Origin of the sequence: Halorussus ruber, assembly GCF_004765785.1 — an archaeon.
GTDB classification, from domain to species: Archaea; Halobacteriota; Halobacteria; order Halobacteriales; family Haladaptataceae; genus Halorussus; species Halorussus ruber.
Genome location: NZ_ML219769.1, coordinates 116,872 through 138,897 on the forward strand (window position 1 = coordinate 116,872; position 22,026 = coordinate 138,897).

Consider the following 22,026-nt stretch of genomic DNA (forward strand, 5'->3'; position numbering starts at 1 on the left):
AAGAAATAGAAACAATCCCAAAAGAAATATATATTTATACTAAAACCTACCAGAATTAGTGGGAAACGCTCAATTCGTCTCGGCTCGTATCCGATTGACTGATTCCCCATGGACATCCGAGACATCGTCTCGACCGAGTTCGAGACCGTCGACTCCGACACCCCGGTTTCGGAACTCCTCGGCGCGTTCGAGGAGCCGTTACGGGCCGTCGTCGTCACTAACGACGGCGAGTACCGCGGACTGGTTACCCGCCGACAGCTGAGTTCCGGTCGTCACCCGCCCGACGAGAAGGCCCGCAACTTGGTCTGGCACGTCGCCAAGGTCACTCCCTCGACCAACGTCCGGGAGGTCGCCCGCCTGATGGTCGGCGGGAACGTCCAACTCCTGCCGGTGTTCGAGAACGGCGACCTCAGGGGCGTCGTGACCGCCGATGCGGTCTTGGAAGCGGTCGCGCCCTTCCTGAACGTGCTGGCGGTCGAGGACGTCTACACCCGCGACCTCGTCACCGCCCACCCGGAGACCACGCTCGGGGAGGTGCTTCACCTCCTCCGCGAACACAAGATCACCCACCTCCCGGTGGTCGAGGAGGACGAAGCGGTCGGCGTCGCCAGCCTCTTCGACGTGGTGAACTTCTCGGGGCGCGAGATTCGCAAAGAGCAGGGCGGGTCGCCGCCCCGGTTCGATTCGGTCGGCGGCCGCTCTCACGGCGGGTTCGGCGAGCGCCGCGGCGACCTCGACCGGATGTTAGACCTGCCGGTCCGGAACGTGATGTCCGAGCCGGTTCTCACCACGTCGCCCGACGCGGGACTCGACGAGGCGGTCGAGACGATGCTGGCCGAGGGCGTCTCCTCGCTGGTGGTCACGACCGGCGGGGAATCGGTCGGCATCGTGACAAAGACCGACGCGCTCGACGTGCTGACGGTGACCGACGAGGACCACCTCGACGTTCGAATCATCGGCATCGACCTGATGGACGACATCACCCGCGAGGAGGTCTCCGGGATGATAGAGCGAATCGCGGACAAGTACCGGCAGCTGTCCGTCCTCGAAGCCGACGTCTACCTCCACGAACACAAAGAGACCTTCCGGGGGACGCCGCTCATCTTGGCGCGAATCCGGCTGTTCACCGACAAGGGCCACTTCGTCGGCACAGGCGAGGGCTACGGGGCCGCTCACGCGCTCCGACTGGCGAGCAACGTCCTCGAACGGCAGGTGCTAGAGGGCAAGGAGTACGCCCGAAGTAAGAAGCACCCCTCGGCCGAGGAGAAAGAAAAACTCCTCGGCTGGTGGCTGGCCGGGAGCGCCCGACGGCGCTGAGCGCTGGTGACTCCTCGCCCTCGAACTGCCGCAACCGACGTTGAGGACGCCAGCGTACCCCGAGATATGGTGGGGACGAAACCGAATCGACCCGGACGCTTGCACTTCTGTCCCGACCAACTCAGACACTTGCACTTCTACCCCAATACTACTAGCGTCTGACACAGAGTTATCACGCCGAATCCCGTCTAGGCGCGGTATGCGTGAACTGCTAGCAAACAGCGTCGCAGTCGTGACCGGCGGGGCCAGCGGCATCGGACGCGCCATCGCGCGGACCTTCGCCGACCACGGCGGCGACGTGGTGGTCGCCGACGTTCGGGAGCAACCGCGGGAGGGCGGCACGCCGACCCACGAACTCATCGCCGACGAGACCGACCGCCAGACCGCGTTCGTGGAGTGCGACGTGACCGACACCGACGACCTCGACGCGGCGGTCGAGATGGCCGAGGAACTCGGAAATCTCGACGTCTGGGTGAACAACGCGGGCATCTTCCGCAACGAGGAGTTCTTCGAGGTCACGCCCGACGAGTACGACCGACTGATGAACGTCAACGTCAAGGGCGCGTACTTCGGCGCGCAGTCGGCCGCCGCCGAGATGATAGCACACGGCGAGGGGAGCATCGTCAACGTCTCCAGCGTCGCCGGTCTGGTCGGTAACGGCGGGTACGTCACCTACTGCGTCTCGAAGGGCGCGCTCCGCCTGCTGACCTACGCGCTCGCCCACCGACTCGGTCCCGAGGGGATTCGTGTCAACGCCATCCACCCCGGCGGCGTCGAGACGGCGATGCTGGACGACGCCGAGATGGGCGAACAGGGCCGCGAAGCCTTCGAGCAGTCGATTCCCTCGCGCCGACTGGGCGAACCGAACGACATCGCCGACGCCGCGCTCTTTCTGGCGAGCGACCTCTCGTCGTACGTCAACGGCGAGTCGCTGGTCGTGGACGGCGGGTACACCTACACCCGATAATTTTTCCCCCAATCTCTGCTGATTCCGTAGACTGAAGTTCCGATCCGAACAAGCCGTGACCGTAGATAATGCCCTCCACGCCAGATTCGGGTCGAACCGATACCAATACCGACACCGAAAATCGACAGCCAACTTCCGAAAGCGAGGCGTCCCCGACCGAGAGCGAGGCCACTTCGACCGAGCAAGCGGAGACGACCGAATCGGCGCTCTCCCGGCGTCGGCTCCTCGCCGCCGCGGGGGGAAGCCTCCTCGTCGGCGGCACGGGGGGCTACCTCGTCGGTGCGCGACCGTTTGCACCACCCGACTGCGACGCGCTCCCGGTCGCCGTCGAGGACGACGAGTGGTCGTTCCCGAACCACGACCGGCGACACACCGCCACGGCACCCGCGAGTACCGCCCCGGAATCGCTGACCGAGGAGTGGCGCGTTAGCTGGGGCGTCTCGAACCACGGCCCACCGGCCGTGGCGAACGACGTGGCGTTCGTCGCCGCCGTCGAAGGGAACGACCGAGAGTCGCTGTTCGCGTTCGACCTCCGGACCGGCGAGCGAGCGTGGCGGGTCCCGTTTCCGGGTGACCGCGAGGCTCGTCCCGTCGTCGCGGCGGGCGAGAGCGTCTACTACCACACGAACATCGAAGACCGGGGTCGGACGGCGCTCGCACTCGGAATGGTCGATGGACGGGAACGCTGGTCTGACTCGATAGGCGACCTCCACGGGTACGCGCCGCCGCTCGGACTCGCCGACGGCAAGGTTCTGTTAGACGACCCAACCGTCCGCGAAGACGGACAGACTGTGGTCGCGCTCGACAGCGAAACCGGCGAACAGTGTTGGCAGACACAACTCGATGTCGATTCTCTCACCCCCTTTCCCGCCGTGAAGGGCGACACCGCCTATTACGTTTCGCGCGGTGGGGGAGAGGACGCTTCGGGGTCGCTCGTCGCGCTGAACGCGGCGACGGGTGCGGTGACGTGGGAAACCACGATTCCAAAGATGGCTGACGGCCCGCCGGTCCTCGGTGACGACTTCGCTTACGTGACGATATTCGACGGCCCGCTCGTGGCGGTCTCCTTGGAGTCCGGCGAGGAGGTCTGGCGTCACGAACAGGACACTCTGTTCGGTTCGGGGGACCCCGGACACCAGTACGCCCAACCCTCCTACGAACTCGGGGCGCTGACCTCGTCCGCGCTGGTGGCCCGCCTCGAAGCCTACACCACCGCCAGCGACCGCATCCGGGCGTTCGACCCGGAAACCGGCGACGTGCTCTGGACGCGCGTCGCCGGGGGAACCGACACGTGGGTCACACCGCCGACCGCGGCGGGAGAAGCGGTGTTCGTCGCCGAGAACCGCGAGCACGATTCGAACCGCCTGCTCCGCCTTGACGCCCGAACCGGGACTGTCCGCGATAGCACCGCGTTCGAGGGGTGGACTCATCACGGGCCGGTGTGTACCGAGGCCGGTGCCCTCTTCGTTACCGGCAACGGCGTCGTATTCTATTCTTGACGCCAGATCGCCACTCTCCCATCTACAGCTTTCTATCTCCCGTTCTCTTTGTCTAGTCTCCTCGACGTGTCGGGTCGGAAAAACCCGCTAATAGGTACTCACTCGTCTCGTTTGCCGTACGTTTCTTCGCCCCAGCCGAAATCGGACGCTTCGTCGTTCCGTTCGAGGTAGTCCTCTAGTGTCTCCTGTACGGCTCGACCGAGGTCCTGTAACGCAGTGTCGATCATCGAAACCGTACTCGAATCGAGCGACTCGGTCGCGTCTCGCTCCCGCCAGTCGTCCGGTATCGTCGGGGCGTCGGAGCGAAGCCGGTCTTCGGTGGGGTCCCAGAAGAAGTCGAACGCCTGAAACAAGCCGAGGTCGCTGACGGTTCGTACGTGCTCCTCGTCGAGGTCCGTGTAGTCCGCCCACTCGTCGAACCCTTCCTTCCACGCGCCCTCTTGGAGCAGGTCTTCGAGGTCCTCGCGGTAGAAGTCCTCCGACCCGAGCGTCTCGTCCTGCCACTCGAACTCGCGCGGCATCCCTCGGTTCGAGAGGTCTGGTGGTTCCGGAACCGCTACATCGAGTGCCATACGAAACGTTACACCGGCAGAACAATAAAGTCGGGTAACGATTCGACTCCCCCATCGCCCTCATCGCCGACCTCCGAATCCGATCTCCGGTGAGTCGCCATCCCGTGGGAACTAGCTCATACGCGGACGCCCCAGAAGAACGCGATTCCGAGGACAGTGACGATAGAGAGGAGGAACTGCAACGGCGCGCCGACCCGAATGAAGTCCGAGAACGTGTACCCGCCGGGGCCGTAGACGAAGAGATTCGTCTGGTAGCCCACCGGCGTCATGAACGCCGTCGAGGCCGCGAACGTGACAGCCAGGACGAACGCGAAGGCGTTCGCCCCGATCGACTGGGCGGCGTTGGCGGCCACCGGAATCATCAACACGACGCTCGCGTTGTTGCTGATGACGCTCGTCAACAGCCCGGTCGCTAGATAGAATACCCACAGGACGCCAATCGCTGGCAGGAACGTCGCCGTTGAGGCGACGGCATCGCCGAGCAGCGCTGCGGCCCCCGTCTGCTGCAGGGCGATGCCGAGCGGGATGACGCCAGCGAGGAGGAAGATGACGTTCCACTCGACGGACGAATAGAGTTCGGTCGGCTCGAGGACGCCGGTGAAGACCATCGCCACGACGCCTGCAAGTGCCGAGACGACAATCGGCAGGACGTTCAGTGCTGGCAGTGCGACCACGCCAGCGATGATGGCGACCGCGAACGGAATCTTCTCGCTCCGGTAGGTCACCTCGTCGAACTCGTGGGCGACGATGAAGTCCTCGTTATCGACGAGTCGAGTGAGGCTGTCGGGCGGTGCCTGAACCAAGAGCGTGTCGCCGACGCGAATACGGATGTCCTCGAACCGGTCCCGGACCACGTCTCCACGGGTACGAAAGGCCAGCACGTTCGCGTCGTAACGCTGTCGGAACGACGAACTCGCCAGCGTTTCGCCGACGAGAAACGACCCCGACGGGATGACGACTTCGACGAGAACGGGTTCGTCCTCCTCTTCCTCCTCCTCCGATGGATGCAGGTCGTCCTCGGTTCGCGGACCGCCCGATAGTCTGAGGCCTTCCGTATCCATGATGTCCCCGAGTGTCTCTCGGTTCGTCCTGAGTCGGAGCGTGTCGCTTTCGTGAATCTCCTTTCGAGCGAGCGGCTCGTCGAACCGCTCGCCGTAGCGAATCAGCTGTAACACGTCGATATCGAGGTCGTCGTCGCCGAGCGCCTCCTCGACAGTCTGGCCGATAAGCGGTGAGTTCGCCGGGACGACGACGTCAGCGAGGTACTCTTGGAGAGCGTACTCCTCGACGAGGTCCTCGTCGGCGGGAATCCGCTCGGGGAGCAGTCGAACGCCAACCGTCATGAGATAGAGCGTCCCGACGGCGAAGACGACGACACCGAGTTTGGTGAACTCGAACATTCCAAACGCGTGTAGCCCGAGTCCGGGCGACTCCGCACCGAGCTGGGCCGCGATATCGCTGGCGAGGATGTTTGTCGATGTCCCGATTAGTGTGAGCGTCCCCCCGAGCATCGACGCGAACGACAGCGGCATCAGCAGCTTCGAGGGAGAGGTGTTCCCCTCGTGCGCGAGGTCGGCGATGACGGGCACGAGAATTGCGACGACCGGCGTGTTGTTGACGAACCCGGAGACCGGACCGGTAACGGTGACCGTTGCGGCGAGTTGCTTGCGCCGGTCGTCCCCGGCGAACGCGGCCATCTTCCGGCCGATCAACTGGACGATGCCGGTTCGGTTGATGCCCGTACTCAGGATGAGCATCGCCAAGACGGTGATCGTCGCCGGGTTTGCGAACCCGGAAATCCCCTCCCGCGGAGTGATTTGTGTCCACGGTTCGAGCACCATCAGCAACACCATTATTAGGATGGCGGTGACGTCGATCGGGAACCGCTCGGTCGCAAAGAGTACGAGAGCGAGGAGAATGAGAGCGAAGACGACGAGCATCTCCGCCGTCACCGGTGTCGAGGCCAATCCCTGAGTCGCCTGAGAAATCGGAGAGAAGGACATACTGTACAGACTCGCTAACGAGGGAAAAGGGCTGGTATCCCTATCGGCTGTGACTCCCCCGCCACAAATTCCGTATAGCTAAATACGGTTTAAAAATGCATTCTCTCCCGCGATTCAGAAGATTTCGGGCTTTTGCGGCGCTCTCGGTCCATATCTCTCTTCGAACGAATGCACTTGTGATTAGCGCAGGAATCACGAGTAAATTTTAGTGGGACCGCGCCCTCGGTGGCGCACGAAACCGCCGAATCGTGCAGAACCGGCCTCTCGACAGCAAAACCCCCGACTCAGCGATTAGAAACACCATGCCTACGAAGACTGACCAGCCGCTCGACGCACCGCTCTCGGACTTCCTCACCGACAAGAGCAAGCGCAACGACTCGGGCAACTACCGCCGGAACGCCGAGCGCGTCGTCCGCGAGTGGGTCGCGTGGACCAACGACGAGCGCAGTACCTACACCTTCGCCGCGCTCGACGTGACGGACCTCGAAGCCTACGCGCGCCACCTCAAACGCCGCACCGACGACAGCGACGGCCTCGCGGCCTCCTCGGCGCGGAAGTACTACGACTACGTGCGAGCCTACCTCTCGTGGTGCCAGCGACGGCCCTACCTCGCCGAGAACCCGGCCAAAAGCGCCCGCGCCGACGAACCGCTTCCCGACGCCGACGAGCAGGCCGACCACGAACAGCAGTTCTGGACGCCGGAGCAACGGAAGGCCATCGTGGCGTACGTCGAGGAGCGCGCCTACGAGGCGATAGACGAGCGGGGGTCAGACGCCCTCGCCGAGGCCCGCGACCGGGCGCTCGTCGCCACCGTCGGCTACTCCGGCGTCCGGGGCGGCGAGGTCCTGCGCGACCGGAACGACGACCGCCGCGACGGCGTGCGCTGGCGGGACGTGGACCTCGACGGCGGAACGATGACCATCCTCGAAAAGGGCAAGCAGGAGTACACCGACACGGGCGTCCCGAAACAGGCGGTCCGGGCGCTCGACCGCTGGAAGCAGGTCTTTGACCCGCCGAACGACGAGTGGCCGGTCTTCCCGACCCTGCACGCGCCGTCGCTCGCGTCGGCGGCGACGGCGGGCCTCGAAGCCGAGGGCCACGACGAGAGCGAAATCGAGGAGATTCGGGACGACGCGACGGCGCTGGAAATCTGCTACGAGTACGAAATCGCCCCGCCCGCGCTGACGACCGCCGGAGCGCGGAACCTGATGCAACGCCTCTCGAAGGCCGCAGACGTGCCCGGCCTCGACACCGAGGACGGCGAGTATCTGGAACTCCACGGCGGCCGACGCGGTGCCGGTGGGGCGCTCCTTCGGACGAAGGGTCTGGAGTGGGCCCAAAAGCACCTGAAACACGCGAATCCGGACACGACGATGAAGGCCTACGAGAACATCACCGCCGAGGAGACGGCGAAGGAGGCCGGAGAGGCGTTCGACGAACTCGACAACTGAACAGAGTCGAGTGAATCTGTACGCAGGAGGGCGTAATCCGAGGATACAGAAGATAAGCGCAGTCCGAAGAAGCAGACGACTAGCTAATCCTGAAATAAACCGTATTCAGATATATCGTTCTCTAGGGTGGAAAGGCCTCGAATACCGTCGAGGAGTCTTGCCGGACGGTACGAAATCAGCGCGATAAAGAAATAATTAGATATGGAAAGAATAGAATATAATTTCTTAAGACAACAATTATATCCTTCTAACCTCGACTCCTCCGACCGCAGACTCACTCCCCCGCGAAGCGCGTCTGGACGAACAGGCCGACCGGAATTAGATTCAGCGCGGCAACCCCGAGAACCGGGAGCGTCGGCAGTTGCGGATACGCCGTCGCCGTGAGAAGCAACGCCGCGAGCGTGAGCGCGCTGGTCCAGGGCGGAATCGCGCCGACGCGGCGCTCGGCGGTCGCGTCGGTCGAGACCCGGCGTATCGTCTCGAAGTTCGGGCCGGTCGAAACCGACCGCGAGTCGGGATGGTACTCGATGACCCCGCACTCGTCGAGTTTGTCGAGGTGGTGCTGTGACAGCGAGGTGTAGACGCTCTGGCGGAGGTTCTCGGGGGCCGACTCGCCGCCCGCGATGGCGTCGGCGACCCCGTCGGCGAGGTCCCGCACCGATACCGTCTCCGACTCGTCGCTGGTCCGGCGCGCGAGGTACCGGACGCACTCGCGCCGTCGCCGGTTGGCGAGCAGTTCGTACGTCTGGTCGTCGTCCCACTCCTCGCGCGACTGGCCGTCGTAACTCCTTCGGTCGCCCGGTCTGGCCTCGTTCGATTTCAGATTCATCCCCGAGATATCCGAGTAAAGGGACCGTACTCCCTTATCTATCGTGCAGTTAACGCGCTCGCCGATTGCTGCAACGACGTTCGCAACAGTTGTCAAGAATGGCGCGGCGAGGAGTCCGGGGAGCGATTACCCGCCGCCGAACTCCTCGGCGGTCGAATCCGACGGATAGACCAGTCCGAGTTCCATGTCGAAGACGAGGTCCGTCTCGGCGTCGAGCGCCTGAAGGTAGTCCCGATACAACGCTTCGTGGAGGTCGCCGTACTCGGTGGCGTCGTCGATGGCGTCGTCAGCGCCGTGGAGGCGTTCTGCGAGCTTGCTCACGGTAATCGGCGTCCCGGCGTCCTCGACGGCGATGCGGATGCGCCGGGCGAGGTCCTCGTCCCCACCGCCCGCTCCCGCTGGCCCGAGTTCCGGAGGCCGACCCCATTCCGAGTCTGGTGGTTCCTGCGGCCGACTCATTCTGTCCAGTACGTCCACAGGTTCGGACTTAAGTATGAGGTGTCGTTGTCCGGTTCAACGAGTGCTATCTCCGGACGACCCGGGGTGAGGCCGCCCCCGACGAAGCGAGCATATGCGGTTGCTAAGGCCTCGGAACGCCCGACAACGGTCGCGCCGATTTAACACACCTCGATGTCTGGCGATTTGCGAGGGAAGAGAGACGTGAGCCAAACCGACACCCCCGCAGACGGCATGACCACCGAGGAGTTCGAGTCCGCGCTCGCGGACTTGCTGCGAACCGCCAGCCGGAGTAACGTCGAGACGCCGCGTTCGCTCGACGTGACTTCCGGACAGGACACCGAGTGGATGGTGGAGATTACCCGCATCGAGCGACGCTGAAGGCCCTCGACTGACACGACCCTACCGAACCGCCCCACCGATACGACCCCAAACGGATCGACCTCGACCGACCCCCGACCGACAGGAACACGTGTGCGAACTACCGGCCACGACCGACGGACGATGACTCGGGACGGCGACGACGAGCGACCGGACTCGGACGTGGTACGCCGCCCCTACGAGGTCTTTGCCCGCGTCCAGCTTTCGCATCCCGAACTGCCGCTGGTGCCCGCGCTGGACGACGCCCCGGAGACGTCGGTCCGTCCCCAGTCGGCGATTCTCGGCACCGACCGGGTGTTCGTCGCCGGGTTCGGCGGCGACTCTGCGGCATTCGAGGAGGCCCTCGCCGACGACCCGACCGTCGCCCGCCCGACGCTGGTCACCGACCTGCCGAACCGCCGGGTGTACCGCGTCGAACTCACGGCCCGCGGCCGGGAGCGTCTGTCCCCGCTCGACTCGGCCGAGGCCTACGTTCACGACGCCAGCGGCACCAGCGAGGGGTGGACGGTCAGGATGGAACTGCCAGACAGGGAGGCGCTGGTCCGGTTCGTCCGCGGGTGCCGGGACGCCGACATCGACCTCGGCGTCGAGCGCATCACCGACACCGACGGTCTGGAACGCAACCACGGCTACGGCCTGAGTACCGAACAGGAGCGCATCCTCCGGACCGCCTACGAATCGGGCTACTTCGACGTGCCCCGGAAGGTGTCCCAGACCGACCTCGCCGAGGAGTTCGACCTCTCGACTTCCGCGGTCTCCCAACACCTCCGGCGCGCGACCGGGGAACTCGTCGGGAACACCTTGCTCCCCCGCGACTCCTGAGGACTTCCTTCAGTTAGCAATCGCATTACTACGTAGCTGTCCCACTAAGCGTGGACCATGAACCCGTCCGAAGCGAGTCGCCGTTGCACCGACGTTCTCGACGCCATCTCGAACGCCGTCATCACCGAGCGCGAGACCCTCCGGACAATCCTCTCGGGCGTGTTGGCGAAGGGCAACGTCCTGCTGGAGGACGTCCCCGGCACCGGCAAGACCCTGACCGCCCAGAGCATGGCCACCGCGCTCGGCCTCTCCTTTTCGCGCATCCAGTTCACGCCGGACCTCCTCCCCTCGGACGTGACCGGGACCGAGGTCTTCGACGAGCAGAGCCGCGAGTTCGAGTTCAACCGCGGCCCGCTGTTCGCCAACGTCGTCCTCGCGGACGAAATCAACCGCGCCTCGCCGAAGACACAGGCCGCCCTGCTGGAAGCCATGGAGGAGGAGCAGGTGACGGTCAACGGCGAGACCCACCAACTCCCTCAGCCCTTCGTCGTCATCGCCACGCAGAACCCCGTCGAGGACGGGCAGGGGACCTTCCCCCTGCCGGAGGCCCAGAAGGACCGCTTCCTCGTCAAGACAAGCCTCGGCTACCCCGACGAGAAGGGCGAACTCGAACTCCTCGAACGCCGGGACGCCCGCCACGACCGCGCCCCGAGCGCCCAGCGCCAGCTCGACCCCACCGAACTCCAGCAGATTCAGTCGCTCGTAGAGCGAATCGAGTTCGACCGCGACGTGAAGTCCTACGTCGTGGACATCGCCCGAGGCACCCGCGAGGACCCCCGGACGCAGGTCGGCGTCTCCCCGCGAGGCACCCAACGCTTGTTCGAGACCGCGAGGACTCGGGCGCTTCTGGAAGGCCGAGACTTCGTCGTCCCCGACGACGTGAAGGCGGTCGTCCGCCCGGTCGTGGCCCACAGGCTCGTCCTGACCGCCGACGCTCGGGTGGACGCGGTCGGTCGGGACGACATCGTCGAGGACGTTCTCTCGGAGGTGTCCGTTCCGACAGTTAAGCGGGCGAAGTGAACTCCACTTTCCGATTTCGATGCCCGGCCGAAACCGTCCGTCTGACAGTAGCTCCGGACACGATTCGTGGTGCGAATTAATCGGGGAACTTCTTGCCAAGTACAAAAGATATTATCGAGGGCGTGCTGAATACGGAGGTTGCACTGAGCGATTCTTGTTTGGTGTGTAGGATTTTTATGACACTCTCCGTTTTGTCATCAGCGTAGAAGGCGTAGACGAAGTCTTGGCCCCAAACAGTATCACCTTCGGTATGATTGTAGAAGCGACCGACGCCGGGACTTCATCCCCGGCTTTCTCGGTAATGTGTCGTCGAGAATGATGTAGCGGTCCTTCGTAGCTGAGTAAATAATAGATTTCAGTAGTTTCGTATCTGGTCGTCTGGGGCAGCCCCTCTACCAGCTTTCTCTCCGAGATCCGTGTGGTAGTCTTGCAACCATTCGATCTCCTCTTCATCCAAGCCATAGATCTCTCCGACCAACGAGTCAACTTCATTCAGCAACGGTTTTAATGGCCGGATAGTCCAATCCGGACGACCTATTGCATCCGTGCTAAACAAGTTGCTCATCCCCCTCCACAACCGGTCAGCTTTATCCATGATCTCTTCTCTGTTCTCTTCTAATGTTTCCTGATCAGGGAACGGGAACGCCTCAATGTGCGGCCAGTTGTGGTGATGCTGGTTCCCGTACGTAGTCCAGTAGGCGTAGTACAGCGTTGACTGAAGAGTAATGAACGTCATTTTCTGCTCTAACTCGGTTTCAAACCAGAATGGCTCATTTTCCCTGGCGTCGTACAGTTTCTCGAGCATCGGGTTGATAAAGTACCGGGCACCTTCACGTCTCCAAACCTGGTACTTGTCATCCGTGTCGTCTATACCTCGCTGGTACCGGTCAACCATTTTCTCATCGTAGCTATCCCGAAGCTTTTCTAGGATGCCGTGTTTGATATCCGGACCGATCTTCGGCAGGTAAGGGCCTCCATCACCGTCTTCACCGATTCCGTCTCGAAGCATAAACCCGGTGATGGGATTGTAATCAATGTTTTCGAATTGTTCCTGCCGGTTTTCATCACTGATCGGTAGAAGGTCGCTGGTCTGGATGGATCCGTCTTCGCTGGGGAATCCTGTGATGATTCCTACCCGGACATCGGCGTGTTCAAACACTTGTTTAGGCCGGTCAGGATAACAGGCTACACGACAGTTGATACTATCTTCAAGGAAATTCCAGAATGGTTCGTATCCGGAGTCGTAGAACAATCCAAGCTTTACGATGTTCCCGAAACTCCCATTGTCTTCATCAAGTAACGCCAACTGTCTTTCAACAAATGGGGCTGCTACGTCTGGAAGCCCTGATGTCTCATACGGTTCTATGAAGATCTCTCCGTGCTCATCGAGGACATCTTCTCCGTAAGGAGGGTTACCGACCACGATATCGAAACCGGAGAACTCCCCTACCTTTGGAGTGGAATCGTCCTCGAGTGAGACTTCCGGGAACTCGGTATCCCAATGCACCGGGTCGCCGTGGATTTTCTCGATGTCGTAGGAGGTTGGCTGCCGGATAACCTGTGACGCAACGTAATCATCTTCCAGCAGCTGGATCACGGTTTCTACAAGCTTTTCCTCCTGTTCGATTACCCCGCTGCCTTCATCAATCAATTTCTCTGGGATGAAATCAGCTGACTTGGAGTGAACCCTTGCACCAAGATCCTCCAAGTCTTTCTTGGTTTCATCATTAAAGTGATCTCCAGATTCCTTTTCCACCTTGATTTTCTCGATAGTTGATTGGAGATTTCCTTCTGGGACTGTTTCAAGGAACTTTTTGAGTTCACTGCTGGTGCCGAAAGATGTTTTAGATGTATGGGTGAGAGAGGAAAGGTATCTTTCGTCTCTATCCTCTTTGATCTCCTCTTCGAGCGACAGTATTTCTCTACGGGTTATCTCCGTATCCTCTCCTTCATTTTCGCCGTCTTCGAGGTCGCCGTTCACCTTTTTGTACTGTTTCCTCAGTTCCTTGAGTCTGCGTACTCTGTCGTCTACCGCCCCGATCTGTGTCTGCATCCCTGCGGATCCTGTAACCGGGAAACCTACCAGTGAGTTACCGGCGACAATATTCAAGTCTATACTCGGGAGTTCACCGTACTTCTCTTTCCAGCCGTTGTCCTCCACCATTTTCAGCCAGACCCGTAGCTTAGCGATTTCAACGGCTATATCGTTGATGTCAACTCCAAATAAGGAATCCAATGCAATCGTCTTTTTCTCGTCGTAGACCTGCTTCTTCGTCGGGTCACGTCCACCGTTTTTACCGATTAGAAGTGCTTCCTGTACCTGGACTATGTCGTCCATCACCGTGGTCAAGAAGTGTCCTGAACCACAAGCAGCATCGACAACCCGTATACCCCTGACAGCCTCCATCGCCTCATCGATTGCATCTTCATCTCCGAAGTCAACTTCAACCGGGAAATCAACATTCCCTGTGTCTTTGCTGGGCGGCAGATAGTCTTCGTAGATCTCGAGTTCGACTCTTTGCCCAAAGTCTCGGAGAGTCCGTGACAGAGACCGTTGCTTCAACCAGACTTCTATAACATCACTGGTTTCTTGATCTTTATCCAACCCGTTGGCGAAGGCTTCACTGATTTCATCCCTTATTCTAGACTCTACGACTTCCTCGCTGATCATCGAAGTCACATCATCCGGAGTGTAGTATGCACCTTCCTCTTGCTGCCCGCTTTCACTGCCTAAATGGTTGATAGTCCGTTCAAACACACTTCCCAAAATAGCAGGGTCGATAGTGTCCTCCTCCGACTCTAGTTCAACAGCTCCTGCCTCTACCAAGTCCTCGATAACGGTTCTCAGAGTCCTGTTCCTGACATCGTATTCTTCCTCATCTTCTACGATTGGCTGAAACAAGCCGCCATTCAGGTACGGGACATCGTCGAACCAATCCCCCCTGTGGATTTCAGACCGGTCTTCTTTTCTGGTATCCAGCAAATCGTTGAACAACGGCTCTATAACGGATTTGTAGAGCGATCCAGGAAGAGGGTTTCCAGATTTGGATCCGTAGTCCTTTACTCTTTGCCGGAGAAACCCGTGTGGAAGAACAGCTAGTTCATCGTCTTCCTCTTCACCTTCAAGGAATTTGACGAACAGCAACCGATTAACCAGTGTAACAGCAAATAATCGTTTGTCTTGACGGGTTGCTGAGTCAGGTGCAACGATATCCTCCTCCAAAGTAGTGTCATAGGAGATATCTTCTTCCTCGCTTTCCCCGAACAAGAGCTCGATGTAGAAGTTGTAGAAGTTCTCAACGTCTTTGGCGCGTGTGTCACGGAACTCTTTCGGAGCCTCCTGTTTTAGAATCGGCAGCAGGTTATCAGGAGCAAATATCTCAGTGAACTCGTTGACTCCCTCTTCGATTTCTGTCTCAGGGTCACCGTCGATTACTCCTTCAGAAATAGATACTGCCCGGATCAAAGGGATTAGGTTGATCTCCCTAACTTTTTGGTAGTCGTTTGCCGCACGGTCTGCACGGTATACAATCCACTGGAATCCGTCGGTGGCGATACCGTAGTTACTCCACCAAATCGTCCTAAGATATTCCTGTGTAAGATCTGAAACCGCTTCTTCGATATTGTGAGGTGGCTTGGATTCCCCTATCACCTCTACACCATTTTCCTCGTCCAGCCGGAAATCCGGTGCTTCACGCTCCGTCTTGTTCCCTGCTGTCCTGCTTCTGGACGGGCGTCCGGAAACCCGGTTTAGTCCTGTTGCATCAATCAAAGGGAAAATAAGGGTTCGCTCGATGAAGTCTTCCGGTTCACGGTCAAAATCAATGTCTCCAAGGTTGATTCTCTCGGAAAGCAGATCCTCGATTTCTTGAGGAACCTCAGTGATATCATCTAATTCGGAGACAAAATCTTGTAGGACATCCGTGATGCTTTGATTCTGACCAGTCATTCACTCATGACGGAGGGCTGCTCCCCTCTTAGTATTTCGCAATCATAGAAACTCCAAGATTCACCGCCAAAATAGCTCCAACCGCTCTCACCATCCTGATTGCCACCGGTTCTTTTTCGCAAAGTCCGAAGTATTCCGGGCTCAATCCTTTCTCTGTATCCACAAATCCGTCTCTCGCTAGATGAGACGACCTCGTGACCGATACACGCCCTGTACTCAGCACGCTAATTCTGCCAGTCCTTGGACGAGTTGTTGATGAGCGTGCTCAATATATCCTCTTAATCACGCACGGCTGTGTCAAACTTGTTAGAAATGAGTGGGTTAAACAAAGCCATCCCGACCTACTCGTGAAGCGCCACACTAAGCAGGACCACCGCAAGCACCAGCAAGGCAAGCGCCGGGAGCGATAGCCCGGTCGAACCCACGCCGTCCACGAGGTCCCCGGTCAGCACCGCCGCGACGCCGACGAGGCCCGCGCCGACGGCGTGAACTCCCTCCGCGCGCCACGTCGAGGCCGTCCGGCCCATCTGCTCGCCGACGTTGATGGCGTGTTCGCCGAGGTCCCAGCCGACGAGCGCGACCGCCGCGCCAGCGACCAGCGTCCCGGCCGGGACCGCCCGGAAGATGCCAGCAATCATGACGCCGACGAGGAGAAGGCCCGCGCCGAGTTTCACCAGTCTGCGCGACCCCTGCCCTCGCATCGGAACCACCCCGGCACCGAGCATCAGCACCCCCAGGAGGCCCGGAAGTGCCTGCAACATGCCGGGGAAGTCGTCGGCCATGACCGGCCCTGCGGCGACGCCGCCGAGCGCGATTGCCACGCCGACCCCGAGGACGAGCCACGACTGGATTCGCCGCCCGCGCGACCGGAGTTCGTCGCCCGCGGCCATCGCCGCGAGTCCGACGAGGACGACCCCGACCGCAGAGCCGCCGGGGCCGCCGACGAGGAGGGTTCCGCCAGCGACCGCCAGCGCCGCGAGTCCGGCACTGAGTCGGGTCGGGCGGCGGCCGACCGCAATCGCTCGGCTTGCCGCTTCCGCCTCCTCGTCCGGCCCGTAACCACGATTTCCTACATTTTCGCCCTGTCTATTTGTTCTTTTACCTTGCTTTCCTTGCTTTCTCGTCGGTTCTCCGCTCTCGCTCGCGGTCATATGGCACCTCGCTCGTTGGCCTTGGCGACCGCCCCGGCGAGACCGTCGTCGCCGGTCCAATCGACCACCGGAATCCCGCGCTTGCGGAGCGAGGAGATACGGTTTTCGCGCTCGACCGACGCGAGTCGGCGGCCGGGCGTCCCGTCGCCGGTCGCGTCGGGACTCAGGACCGTGACGCTGTGGCCGTGTGCCTCCAGCGTGCTGGCGGCGGTCACCGCGCCCTCGTCGCACAGCGGCGTGAACAGGGTGACCTGCGTGTCCGGGCTGAGTTGGCGGCGGACGCGGGCGATTTGGTCCTCGATTGAATCCGCTTCTCCCTCTCCCTCGCGGGGCGGTGACGCGGCGAACGCGGGATGGGTCGAGAGGAGTCCCGTCACTCGCGTCTGGTGGTCGGTCCCGGCGCTCGGCGCGAGCCAGCAGTTCTCTCTGCCGAGGGCGGCCACGCCGACCCGGTTGCGGTCGGTGAGGAGGGCACCCGCGAGTCGCTGTGCGGCGGCGACGCTCCGGACGACCGCGTGGGGGTCGTCCCCGCTGGCCCGGTAGGAGGGCGCTCGGGCGTCCACCAGCAGGACGACGGCGGCGCTCTTCTCCTCGCGGTACTCGACGGTGGTGAGTTCGCCAGCGCGGGCGAAGCGCTTCCAGTCGATTCGGCTCATCGAGTCGCCCCGGCGGTACTCGCGGGTCTGGTGGAACTCGATTCCGGCCCCGCCTTGGTCGGTGAGGAGGTCGCCAGCCTCCTCGACCGCGAGGCTCCGGCGCGGCGGTGCGCCCTGCTCGACGGTGCAGTCGATTTCGGTCTCGGCGGCCACCGTGGTCGTCACCTCGCGGGCACCGCTCACGTCGCGGACGACCACCGTCGCGGGGTCGAAGCCGTGCTTGCCCTCCTCGGCGGTCACGACGTACTCGAAGGTGGCTTCCCCGCCGGACCGGAGCGGCCCGGCGTAGCGAGGAGACCCCGAGGTGACCGTCAGCGCGGGGGGCACGCCGTCCACGATTCGGCAGTCGGCGAGCGCGTCGTCGCCGACGTTCCGGACCGTGACGCTGACCTCGACTGACTCGCCCGGCGAGGGAGCGCGGTCGCCGAGTCGGCGCTCGACCTCCAGATTCGGCGAGGAGGGCGGCGCGGGCGAGACTCGCGGGTAGACCGCGAACGCCACGCCGACGACCGAGACGAGGACCAGATTCGGCCGGTCCGAGAGCAGTCCGACCCCGCCGACAAGCAACGCCACCGCGACGATGCCGCGCCAGCGTCGGGTCTCGCTCATCGGGACTCCTCCCGGGATGTTTTCTGTTGTTGATTTCGCTCGGTGGGATTCGCCGCAATCTCGGCGACTGCGGTCGCGGCCCGGCGCGCTCCTCGGCGACTCCACGGCTCGCCGCGGGCGAGGGCTACTGCGCGGGCACCGAATCCGGGTTCTCGTCCGGCGAGAAAGGCGGCGGCCGCCGAGTCGTCGGTCCACGTCCCCTCGTCGAGGCGCTTCTCGGCCTCCTCGCGGGACCACTCGCCGCGGCGGACCCACGACTCGACGGCGACGGCCCGGAGGCGCTCGCGGAGGTCCTCGCGGCGGTCGTCGCCGACCACCGGCAGGAGCGCAGTCCGACTGGCGAGGGCGTCGTCCACGTCGTCGCCCGCCGTCGGCGCGGTCACCGGGCGCTCGGGCGTCGGCGTCTCGGTCTGACTGAGGCCGCTGGCTTCGCCGGAGGCCAGCGCGGAGGCGGCGACGAGCAGTCCCACGCTGGCGAAGACGGCCACGACGAGATAGTCGTTGCCGAGCGCCGTCAGCAGGGCTTCGACCGCCGTCCCGGCGGGACCGCCGCCGAGCGCGAGTGCCGCCCCGAGGGCGAGGATACCTGCGGCCCCCGAGAGGACGCGGTACTTCTTCATCGCTGGTCCTCCGTTCCGCCGTCGGTTTCGAGTCGGCCGCCGTTTCCGGGTCGCCCGTCGCTTCCGATTTGAGCGTCGCCCCGGTCGAGTTGCGACCGGACGCGGTCTCTGATCTCCTCGGCGCGCTCGCGGCGTTCCTCGGTCACGCGAGCGCCGCCGTAGCGGACCTCCTCGAAGAGGCCGGTGAGGGTCTGGACCGCGTCGGCGTCAGCGCCGCGTCGGCGGGCGGCGGCGGCGTACTCCCGAGGAGTGAGGTCGCGCCGGTCGTCCAAGTCGAGGCGCTCGACCATCTCGTACCACGCCGCCGAAATCGGGTTGTCCGGGTCGGGTTCGGGCGGGTCCTCTCCGGAGTCGTCGGTGGACGAGGAGGGCGCGACCCTCGAAAGAATCCGGTCGCGGTACCGGTAGAGCGCGCCGAGGAGCGCCAGCAGGATGGCGTAGGGGAGCGCCGTCAGCAGGAGGTCGAACAGTTGCTGAAGCAGGGCCATCAGGCGCTCCAGAAGCGTCGGCTGGTCAGCGACGAGGCCCTTTCCTTTGCCCGAATTGGAGTCCTGCCCGCCGCCACCGCTGCTCTGGGTGGTCTCCTTCCCGTCGCCGCCGGTCTGCTGGTCCTGTTGGCCCTCGCCGCTGGCCTCCTCGCTCGGGCCGCCCTGCCCTTGGGCCGACCCCATGCTGTCGCCGCCCTCGCCGTCCTTCGAGGCGGCGCTCTGGGACCCGGTTCCGGACTTGTCGGCCCCCGCTCCGGAGTCGGAGTTCGGGGACGCGCCCGAGTCGCTCGACGCCGACTTCCCGCCGTCGATGGCGTCGTCTAAGTTCTTGGCGTGTCCCGACCCGATGGGGATTTTGTCGTAATCGACTTCCGCCACGTCGTCGGGGTCGGTCGAGACGGTCGAGTCGAGCGTGGTCGAAGTCGCGCCGATAGCGAGAACACAGCAGAGCGCGACGACCGCCGTCAGGATGGTGTCGGCCCTCATGGCGTCTGGAGGCCCACCTCCGGCGGCATATCGACCGCCCGGTAAGCGACCCGGCGAGCGGTTTCGTACATCTCTCGTCCGGTCGCTGGGCCTGTCGGAGGATAATTATGATTCGCTTAATGCCGACATAGTGGACCGATAATAATGGCTCCCCGTTCCCGTCACGGAGATATGGCTGATTCGCTGGTAGACGAACGAGCGGTTAGACGCGCCGTTACGGTCGCCGTAGTCGGGTTACTCGTGGCATTCTCCGGGTGTGCCGGACTCGGCGCGAACGGCCCCGGCGGCCCGAGCGTCGGCGGGGACGCGACGACCGACGCGACCGAGACGACCGCGGGTGACTCCGGCGGGTCGGACGACTCGGCGAACGCGACGGGCGAAGCGTCCGGCAAGGTGACCGTCGTCGTCGCGGGAACCGAACTCCCGCTCGGGAAACTCGCCTCCGGCGAGGAGTTGTCGATTGCCGACGACGACGAACACACGTGGCGAGCGAGCGGGAATCCGACGCTGGCCGGGGCGCTGTCGTCGTTCGGCGTCGAGGCGAACGCCACCGCCGTGCGCTACGACGGGACGACCTACCGGCGCGGTGACGCCGGGATCACCGTCTCGATTCGGGTGAACGGCGAGTCCGTGGACCCGACCGAGTACTTCCTGAAGGACGGCGACAGCGTGCAAATCGTGGTCGAGACCGAGGAGTCGTGACCGCCCAACGGGACGCCGCTACCTCCTCGGCCGGTCATCGGCACCGCCTAAAGAATTATATACAATCGCAAAAGGAATAAAAATGATGCTTTAGAAAATATATAGTTAGCTAATCCGTGTGCCGGAGTCCCGGTCGGCGACTGCGACTCCGGCGCGCGGGAGTCCGCCTCGCAGAGCGGTCACGCACCCCGATTTAAAGCGTGGCCATGTGAACGACAGCAACCAATTGGGGTGGCCAGAAGGTTTTTCTCACGGTTCCCTCCCCGACGGACCGTAGAGAAAAAATATGACGACACGGACACCTCAATCTGGCGACGACAGCGACGCTTCGGCGCGCGACGTATCTCCCGCGGACGGCGACTCTGCGGCCTCCCACGCATCGTCTTCCGAACAATCCACCTCCCACGCATCGTCTTCCGAACAATCCACCTCCCACGCATCGACTCCCGACGAGTCCGGTTCGACCGCCGACGGCGGTCGAACCACCTCTCGGCGAAGCTATCTCGCGTCTCTCGGCGCTGTGGGCCTGCTCTCCGGCGGGGCCTCCTCGCTGGTCGGGCGGGCCAGCGCGGCGTCGAGCTCCCGAATCGAACACTTGAAAGACCAATACAGCACCGTGGTGGACGTTGCCGACGCGGGCGCGGACACAACCGGCGAGGAGTCCATCACGCCGGTCCTCGACGCGCACGCGGGCGACGACACCCTGTTCGTCTTCCCGCCGGGGCGCTACCGGATGAACGAGGAGTTCCGCCACACCGGCTTCGACCACTTCGGCATGGTGGGCGACGACGCCACCATCGTCCCCGGCGACTACTGGGAGTTCGAGGAGCCGAACCGCCGACTCTTCCGACTGGGCGTCTACCACAACCCCGGCGAGGACCTGCTGGTCAAGGACTTCACCATCGACCAGACCGCCGCACACACCGGCATCCGGACCATCGAGGCCCAAGTCTCGACCGGCCTCGAAGTCCGGAACATCGACATCGTGGGCAAGCACGACAGCGGCACGTGGGGTCCGGGCCTGTTCGACGTGATGGACCCCGACGGTACCGGCACCGTCGAGCGTTTCCGGGCACCCGCTGGCGCTGAGTGGGTGTCGAACACGCCGAACGACGGGAACCTCTGGCGCGGGCCGTCCGGCATCATGGTGAGTCGCTGGCACGAGGGAACGGTCGAACTCGTGGACTGCCAACTCGGCGGCTTCCCCGACAACGGCGTCTACGCTGGCAACGCAAACGGGACCGTCGTCATCCGACGCGGCGTCTTCCGGAACAGCCACGCCAGCAACCTCCGAATCGGCGGCCGCCACAGCAAAATCGTCGGCGCGACCGTCATCGTGGACGACAACCACGACCACTTCCACAACCAGCGCGCGATTCGCCTCGACCAAGGGTCGTGGTTGCAGGTCCTCGACTCGACGGTGCAACTCGACAAGCCCAACGGCAACGGCATCACCGTCCTCGACGGCGTGGAGTCGGCCAAGATTCACAACTCGTCGGTGATTCAGCGCACCGACCGCACGAATCAGGCCATCGTCATCGAGGAGGAGGCCGGACCGACCTACGTGCAGAAGGTCCACGTTGACATCGACGGGAGCGGCAACGCCATCGAAATCTGCGGCGGCAACCAACCCGGCGAGGTCGGCGTCACGAACGTTCGCGTCACCGGCTCGGCCCCCGGAAGCGTCTTCCGCAACGCCATTCGGTGCGAGCGCGACAACTGCGAGTTCCGCGGACTCGAAATCGACCAGCCCGGAAGCGACTACCGCCGCGCGCTCGAAATCAACGCCGACGACTGTCTGGTCTACGGCGGCACCTTCGAGACGACTCACCACCCCATCGTGGTCAACGGCGACAGCGCGTGGATCGAGTCGATTTACGCCGACTCGTACTCCGACTACGAGGCGCTCCGGCTCAACGATTCGTGTTCCGACGCGAAAGTCAAGGACAACACGCTGGTCGGCGGCGTCCTCGACGCGGGGTCCGACGGTCTCTCGATGTACGGCAACGACATCTGAACCGACCCCCTTTTCGGCGTGCAGACCGACC

General features: G+C 62.8%; 18 protein-coding genes and 1 pseudogene. 9 read left to right on the plus strand and 10 right to left on the minus strand.

Annotation, left to right across the window (positions count from 1 at the left end; translation table 11 throughout):
* The first annotated feature begins 108 nt into the window (after positions 1-108).
* The 3 genes from EPL01_RS02740 to EPL01_RS02750 all read left to right on the plus strand — a co-directional run bounded on the left by EPL01_RS02740 (position 109) and on the right by EPL01_RS02750 (position 3,783).
* The gene (locus EPL01_RS02740; protein ID WP_135823732.1) at positions 109-1,317 is read left to right on the plus strand and encodes a CBS domain-containing protein; all 1,209 of its coding nucleotides are present in this window, start codon (positions 109-111) and stop codon (positions 1,315-1,317) included.
* A 199-nt stretch (positions 1,318-1,516) separates the two neighbouring features.
* A complete protein-coding gene (locus EPL01_RS02745) occupies positions 1,517-2,284 on the plus strand; it encodes an SDR family oxidoreductase (protein ID WP_135823733.1) in 768 nt (255 codons plus the stop codon).
* 68 nt (positions 2,285-2,352) lie between these two features.
* A complete protein-coding gene (locus tag EPL01_RS02750; RefSeq protein WP_135823734.1) occupies positions 2,353-3,783 on the plus strand; it encodes an outer membrane protein assembly factor BamB family protein in 1,431 nt (476 codons plus the stop codon).
* 98 nt (positions 3,784-3,881) lie between these two features.
* Here EPL01_RS02750 and EPL01_RS02755 read toward each other — a convergent pair whose 3' ends face one another.
* Both EPL01_RS02755 and EPL01_RS02760 read right to left on the minus strand, forming a co-directional pair.
* Positions 3,882-4,304, minus strand: a complete 423-nt coding sequence (locus EPL01_RS02755; protein WP_135823838.1) for a DUF7992 family protein — start codon at positions 4,302-4,304, stop codon at positions 3,882-3,884.
* A gap of 167 nt (positions 4,305-4,471) precedes the next feature.
* Complete coding sequence (locus EPL01_RS02760) at positions 4,472-6,295, minus strand: SLC13 family permease (RefSeq protein WP_135823839.1); 1,824 nt, start codon at positions 6,293-6,295, stop codon at positions 4,472-4,474.
* A 365-nt stretch (positions 6,296-6,660) separates the two neighbouring features.
* On the opposite strand from EPL01_RS02760, the gene EPL01_RS02765 reads away from it, so the two are divergent.
* Positions 6,661-7,809 (plus strand): tyrosine-type recombinase/integrase, encoded by a 1,149-nt coding sequence (locus EPL01_RS02765; RefSeq protein WP_135823735.1) that lies wholly within the window; start codon positions 6,661-6,663, stop codon positions 7,807-7,809.
* A gap of 274 nt (positions 7,810-8,083) precedes the next feature.
* Here EPL01_RS02765 and EPL01_RS02770 read toward each other — a convergent pair whose 3' ends face one another.
* A complete protein-coding gene (locus EPL01_RS02770; protein ID WP_135823736.1) occupies positions 8,084-8,638 on the minus strand; it encodes a DUF7344 domain-containing protein in 555 nt (184 codons plus the stop codon).
* A gap of 126 nt (positions 8,639-8,764) precedes the next feature.
* Positions 8,765-9,097, minus strand: coding sequence for a hypothetical protein (locus EPL01_RS02775; protein ID WP_135823737.1), 333 nt, complete (start codon positions 9,095-9,097; stop codon positions 8,765-8,767).
* Between the two features lie 201 nt (positions 9,098-9,298).
* Here EPL01_RS02775 and EPL01_RS21390 point away from each other — a divergent pair, with 201 nt between their 5' ends.
* From EPL01_RS21390 to EPL01_RS02785, 3 genes are all read left to right on the plus strand, one after another.
* Positions 9,299-9,475 (plus strand): hypothetical protein, encoded by a 177-nt coding sequence (locus tag EPL01_RS21390; RefSeq protein ID WP_168215787.1) that lies wholly within the window; start codon positions 9,299-9,301, stop codon positions 9,473-9,475.
* Positions 9,476-9,598: 123 nt separating this feature from the next.
* Positions 9,599-10,297, plus strand: a complete 699-nt coding sequence (locus EPL01_RS02780; protein WP_135823738.1) for a helix-turn-helix domain-containing protein — start codon at positions 9,599-9,601, stop codon at positions 10,295-10,297.
* Between the two features lie 57 nt (positions 10,298-10,354).
* The gene (locus EPL01_RS02785; RefSeq protein ID WP_135823739.1) at positions 10,355-11,317 is read left to right on the plus strand and encodes an AAA family ATPase; all 963 of its coding nucleotides are present in this window, start codon (positions 10,355-10,357) and stop codon (positions 11,315-11,317) included.
* Between the two features lie 151 nt (positions 11,318-11,468).
* Here EPL01_RS02785 and EPL01_RS02790 read toward each other — a convergent pair.
* The 6 genes and pseudogenes from EPL01_RS02790 to EPL01_RS02815 all read right to left on the minus strand — a co-directional run.
* Positions 11,469-11,652: pseudogene (locus EPL01_RS02790) on the minus strand (transposase); the annotation flags it as partial.
* A gap of 20 nt (positions 11,653-11,672) precedes the next feature.
* Positions 11,673-15,266, minus strand: a complete 3,594-nt coding sequence (locus EPL01_RS02795) for an Eco57I restriction-modification methylase domain-containing protein (RefSeq protein ID WP_135823740.1) — start codon at positions 15,264-15,266, stop codon at positions 11,673-11,675.
* 341 nt (positions 15,267-15,607) lie between these two features.
* The gene (locus EPL01_RS02800; protein ID WP_135823741.1) at positions 15,608-16,417 is read right to left on the minus strand and encodes a DUF7519 family protein; all 810 of its coding nucleotides are present in this window, start codon (positions 16,415-16,417) and stop codon (positions 15,608-15,610) included.
* Positions 16,414-17,682, minus strand: a complete 1,269-nt coding sequence (locus tag EPL01_RS02805; RefSeq protein ID WP_135823742.1) for a DUF58 domain-containing protein — start codon at positions 17,680-17,682, stop codon at positions 16,414-16,416. The genes EPL01_RS02800 and EPL01_RS02805 overlap by 4 nt, the downstream gene beginning before the upstream one ends.
* A complete protein-coding gene (locus tag EPL01_RS02810) occupies positions 17,679-18,302 on the minus strand; it encodes a DUF7269 family protein (protein ID WP_135823743.1) in 624 nt (207 codons plus the stop codon). The genes EPL01_RS02805 and EPL01_RS02810 overlap by 4 nt, the downstream gene beginning before the upstream one ends.
* Positions 18,299-19,276 (minus strand): DUF4129 domain-containing protein, encoded by a 978-nt coding sequence (locus EPL01_RS02815; RefSeq protein ID WP_135823744.1) that lies wholly within the window; start codon positions 19,274-19,276, stop codon positions 18,299-18,301. The genes EPL01_RS02810 and EPL01_RS02815 overlap by 4 nt, the downstream gene beginning before the upstream one ends.
* A gap of 171 nt (positions 19,277-19,447) precedes the next feature.
* On the opposite strand from EPL01_RS02815, the gene EPL01_RS02820 reads away from it, so the two are divergent.
* Positions 19,448-19,978: a hypothetical protein gene (locus EPL01_RS02820; RefSeq protein ID WP_135823745.1), complete on the plus strand. Its 531-nt coding sequence runs from the start codon at positions 19,448-19,450 to the stop codon at positions 19,976-19,978.
* Between the two features lie 286 nt (positions 19,979-20,264).
* The gene (locus tag EPL01_RS02825; protein ID WP_135823746.1) at positions 20,265-21,995 is read left to right on the plus strand and encodes a hypothetical protein; all 1,731 of its coding nucleotides are present in this window, start codon (positions 20,265-20,267) and stop codon (positions 21,993-21,995) included.
* Positions 21,996-22,026: the final 31 nt, after the last annotated feature.

Excerpts from the sequence above, each read along its gene's own strand:
- EPL01_RS02740 (WP_135823732.1), top strand. The coding sequence starts at position 109 with ATGGACATCCGAGACATCGTCTCGACCGAGTTCGAGACCGTCGACTCC.
- EPL01_RS02745 (WP_135823733.1), top strand. The coding sequence starts at position 1,517 with ATGCGTGAACTGCTAGCAAACAGCGTCGCAGTCGTGACCGGCGGGGCC.
- EPL01_RS02750 (WP_135823734.1), top strand. The coding sequence starts at position 2,353 with ATGCCCTCCACGCCAGATTCGGGTCGAACCGATACCAATACCGACACC.
- EPL01_RS02755 (WP_135823838.1), bottom strand. The coding sequence starts at position 4,304 with ATGCCGCGCGAGTTCGAGTGGCAGGACGAGACGCTCGGGTCGGAGGAC.
- EPL01_RS02760 (WP_135823839.1), bottom strand. The coding sequence starts at position 6,295 with ATGCTCGTCGTCTTCGCTCTCATTCTCCTCGCTCTCGTACTCTTTGCG.
- EPL01_RS02765 (WP_135823735.1), top strand. The coding sequence starts at position 6,661 with ATGCCTACGAAGACTGACCAGCCGCTCGACGCACCGCTCTCGGACTTC.
- EPL01_RS02770 (WP_135823736.1), bottom strand. The coding sequence starts at position 8,638 with ATGAATCTGAAATCGAACGAGGCCAGACCGGGCGACCGAAGGAGTTAC.
- EPL01_RS02775 (WP_135823737.1), bottom strand. The coding sequence starts at position 9,097 with ATGAGTCGGCCGCAGGAACCACCAGACTCGGAATGGGGTCGGCCTCCG.
- EPL01_RS02780 (WP_135823738.1), top strand. The coding sequence starts at position 9,599 with ATGACTCGGGACGGCGACGACGAGCGACCGGACTCGGACGTGGTACGC.
- EPL01_RS02785 (WP_135823739.1), top strand. The coding sequence starts at position 10,355 with ATGAACCCGTCCGAAGCGAGTCGCCGTTGCACCGACGTTCTCGACGCC.
- EPL01_RS02795 (WP_135823740.1), bottom strand. The coding sequence starts at position 15,266 with ATGACTGGTCAGAATCAAAGCATCACGGATGTCCTACAAGATTTTGTC.
- EPL01_RS02800 (WP_135823741.1), bottom strand. The coding sequence starts at position 16,417 with ATGACCGCGAGCGAGAGCGGAGAACCGACGAGAAAGCAAGGAAAGCAA.
- EPL01_RS02805 (WP_135823742.1), bottom strand. The coding sequence starts at position 17,682 with ATGAGCGAGACCCGACGCTGGCGCGGCATCGTCGCGGTGGCGTTGCTT.
- EPL01_RS02810 (WP_135823743.1), bottom strand. The coding sequence starts at position 18,302 with ATGAAGAAGTACCGCGTCCTCTCGGGGGCCGCAGGTATCCTCGCCCTC.
- EPL01_RS02815 (WP_135823744.1), bottom strand. The coding sequence starts at position 19,276 with ATGAGGGCCGACACCATCCTGACGGCGGTCGTCGCGCTCTGCTGTGTT.
- EPL01_RS02820 (WP_135823745.1), top strand. The coding sequence starts at position 19,448 with ATGGCTGATTCGCTGGTAGACGAACGAGCGGTTAGACGCGCCGTTACG.
- EPL01_RS02825 (WP_135823746.1), top strand. The coding sequence starts at position 20,265 with ATGACGACACGGACACCTCAATCTGGCGACGACAGCGACGCTTCGGCG.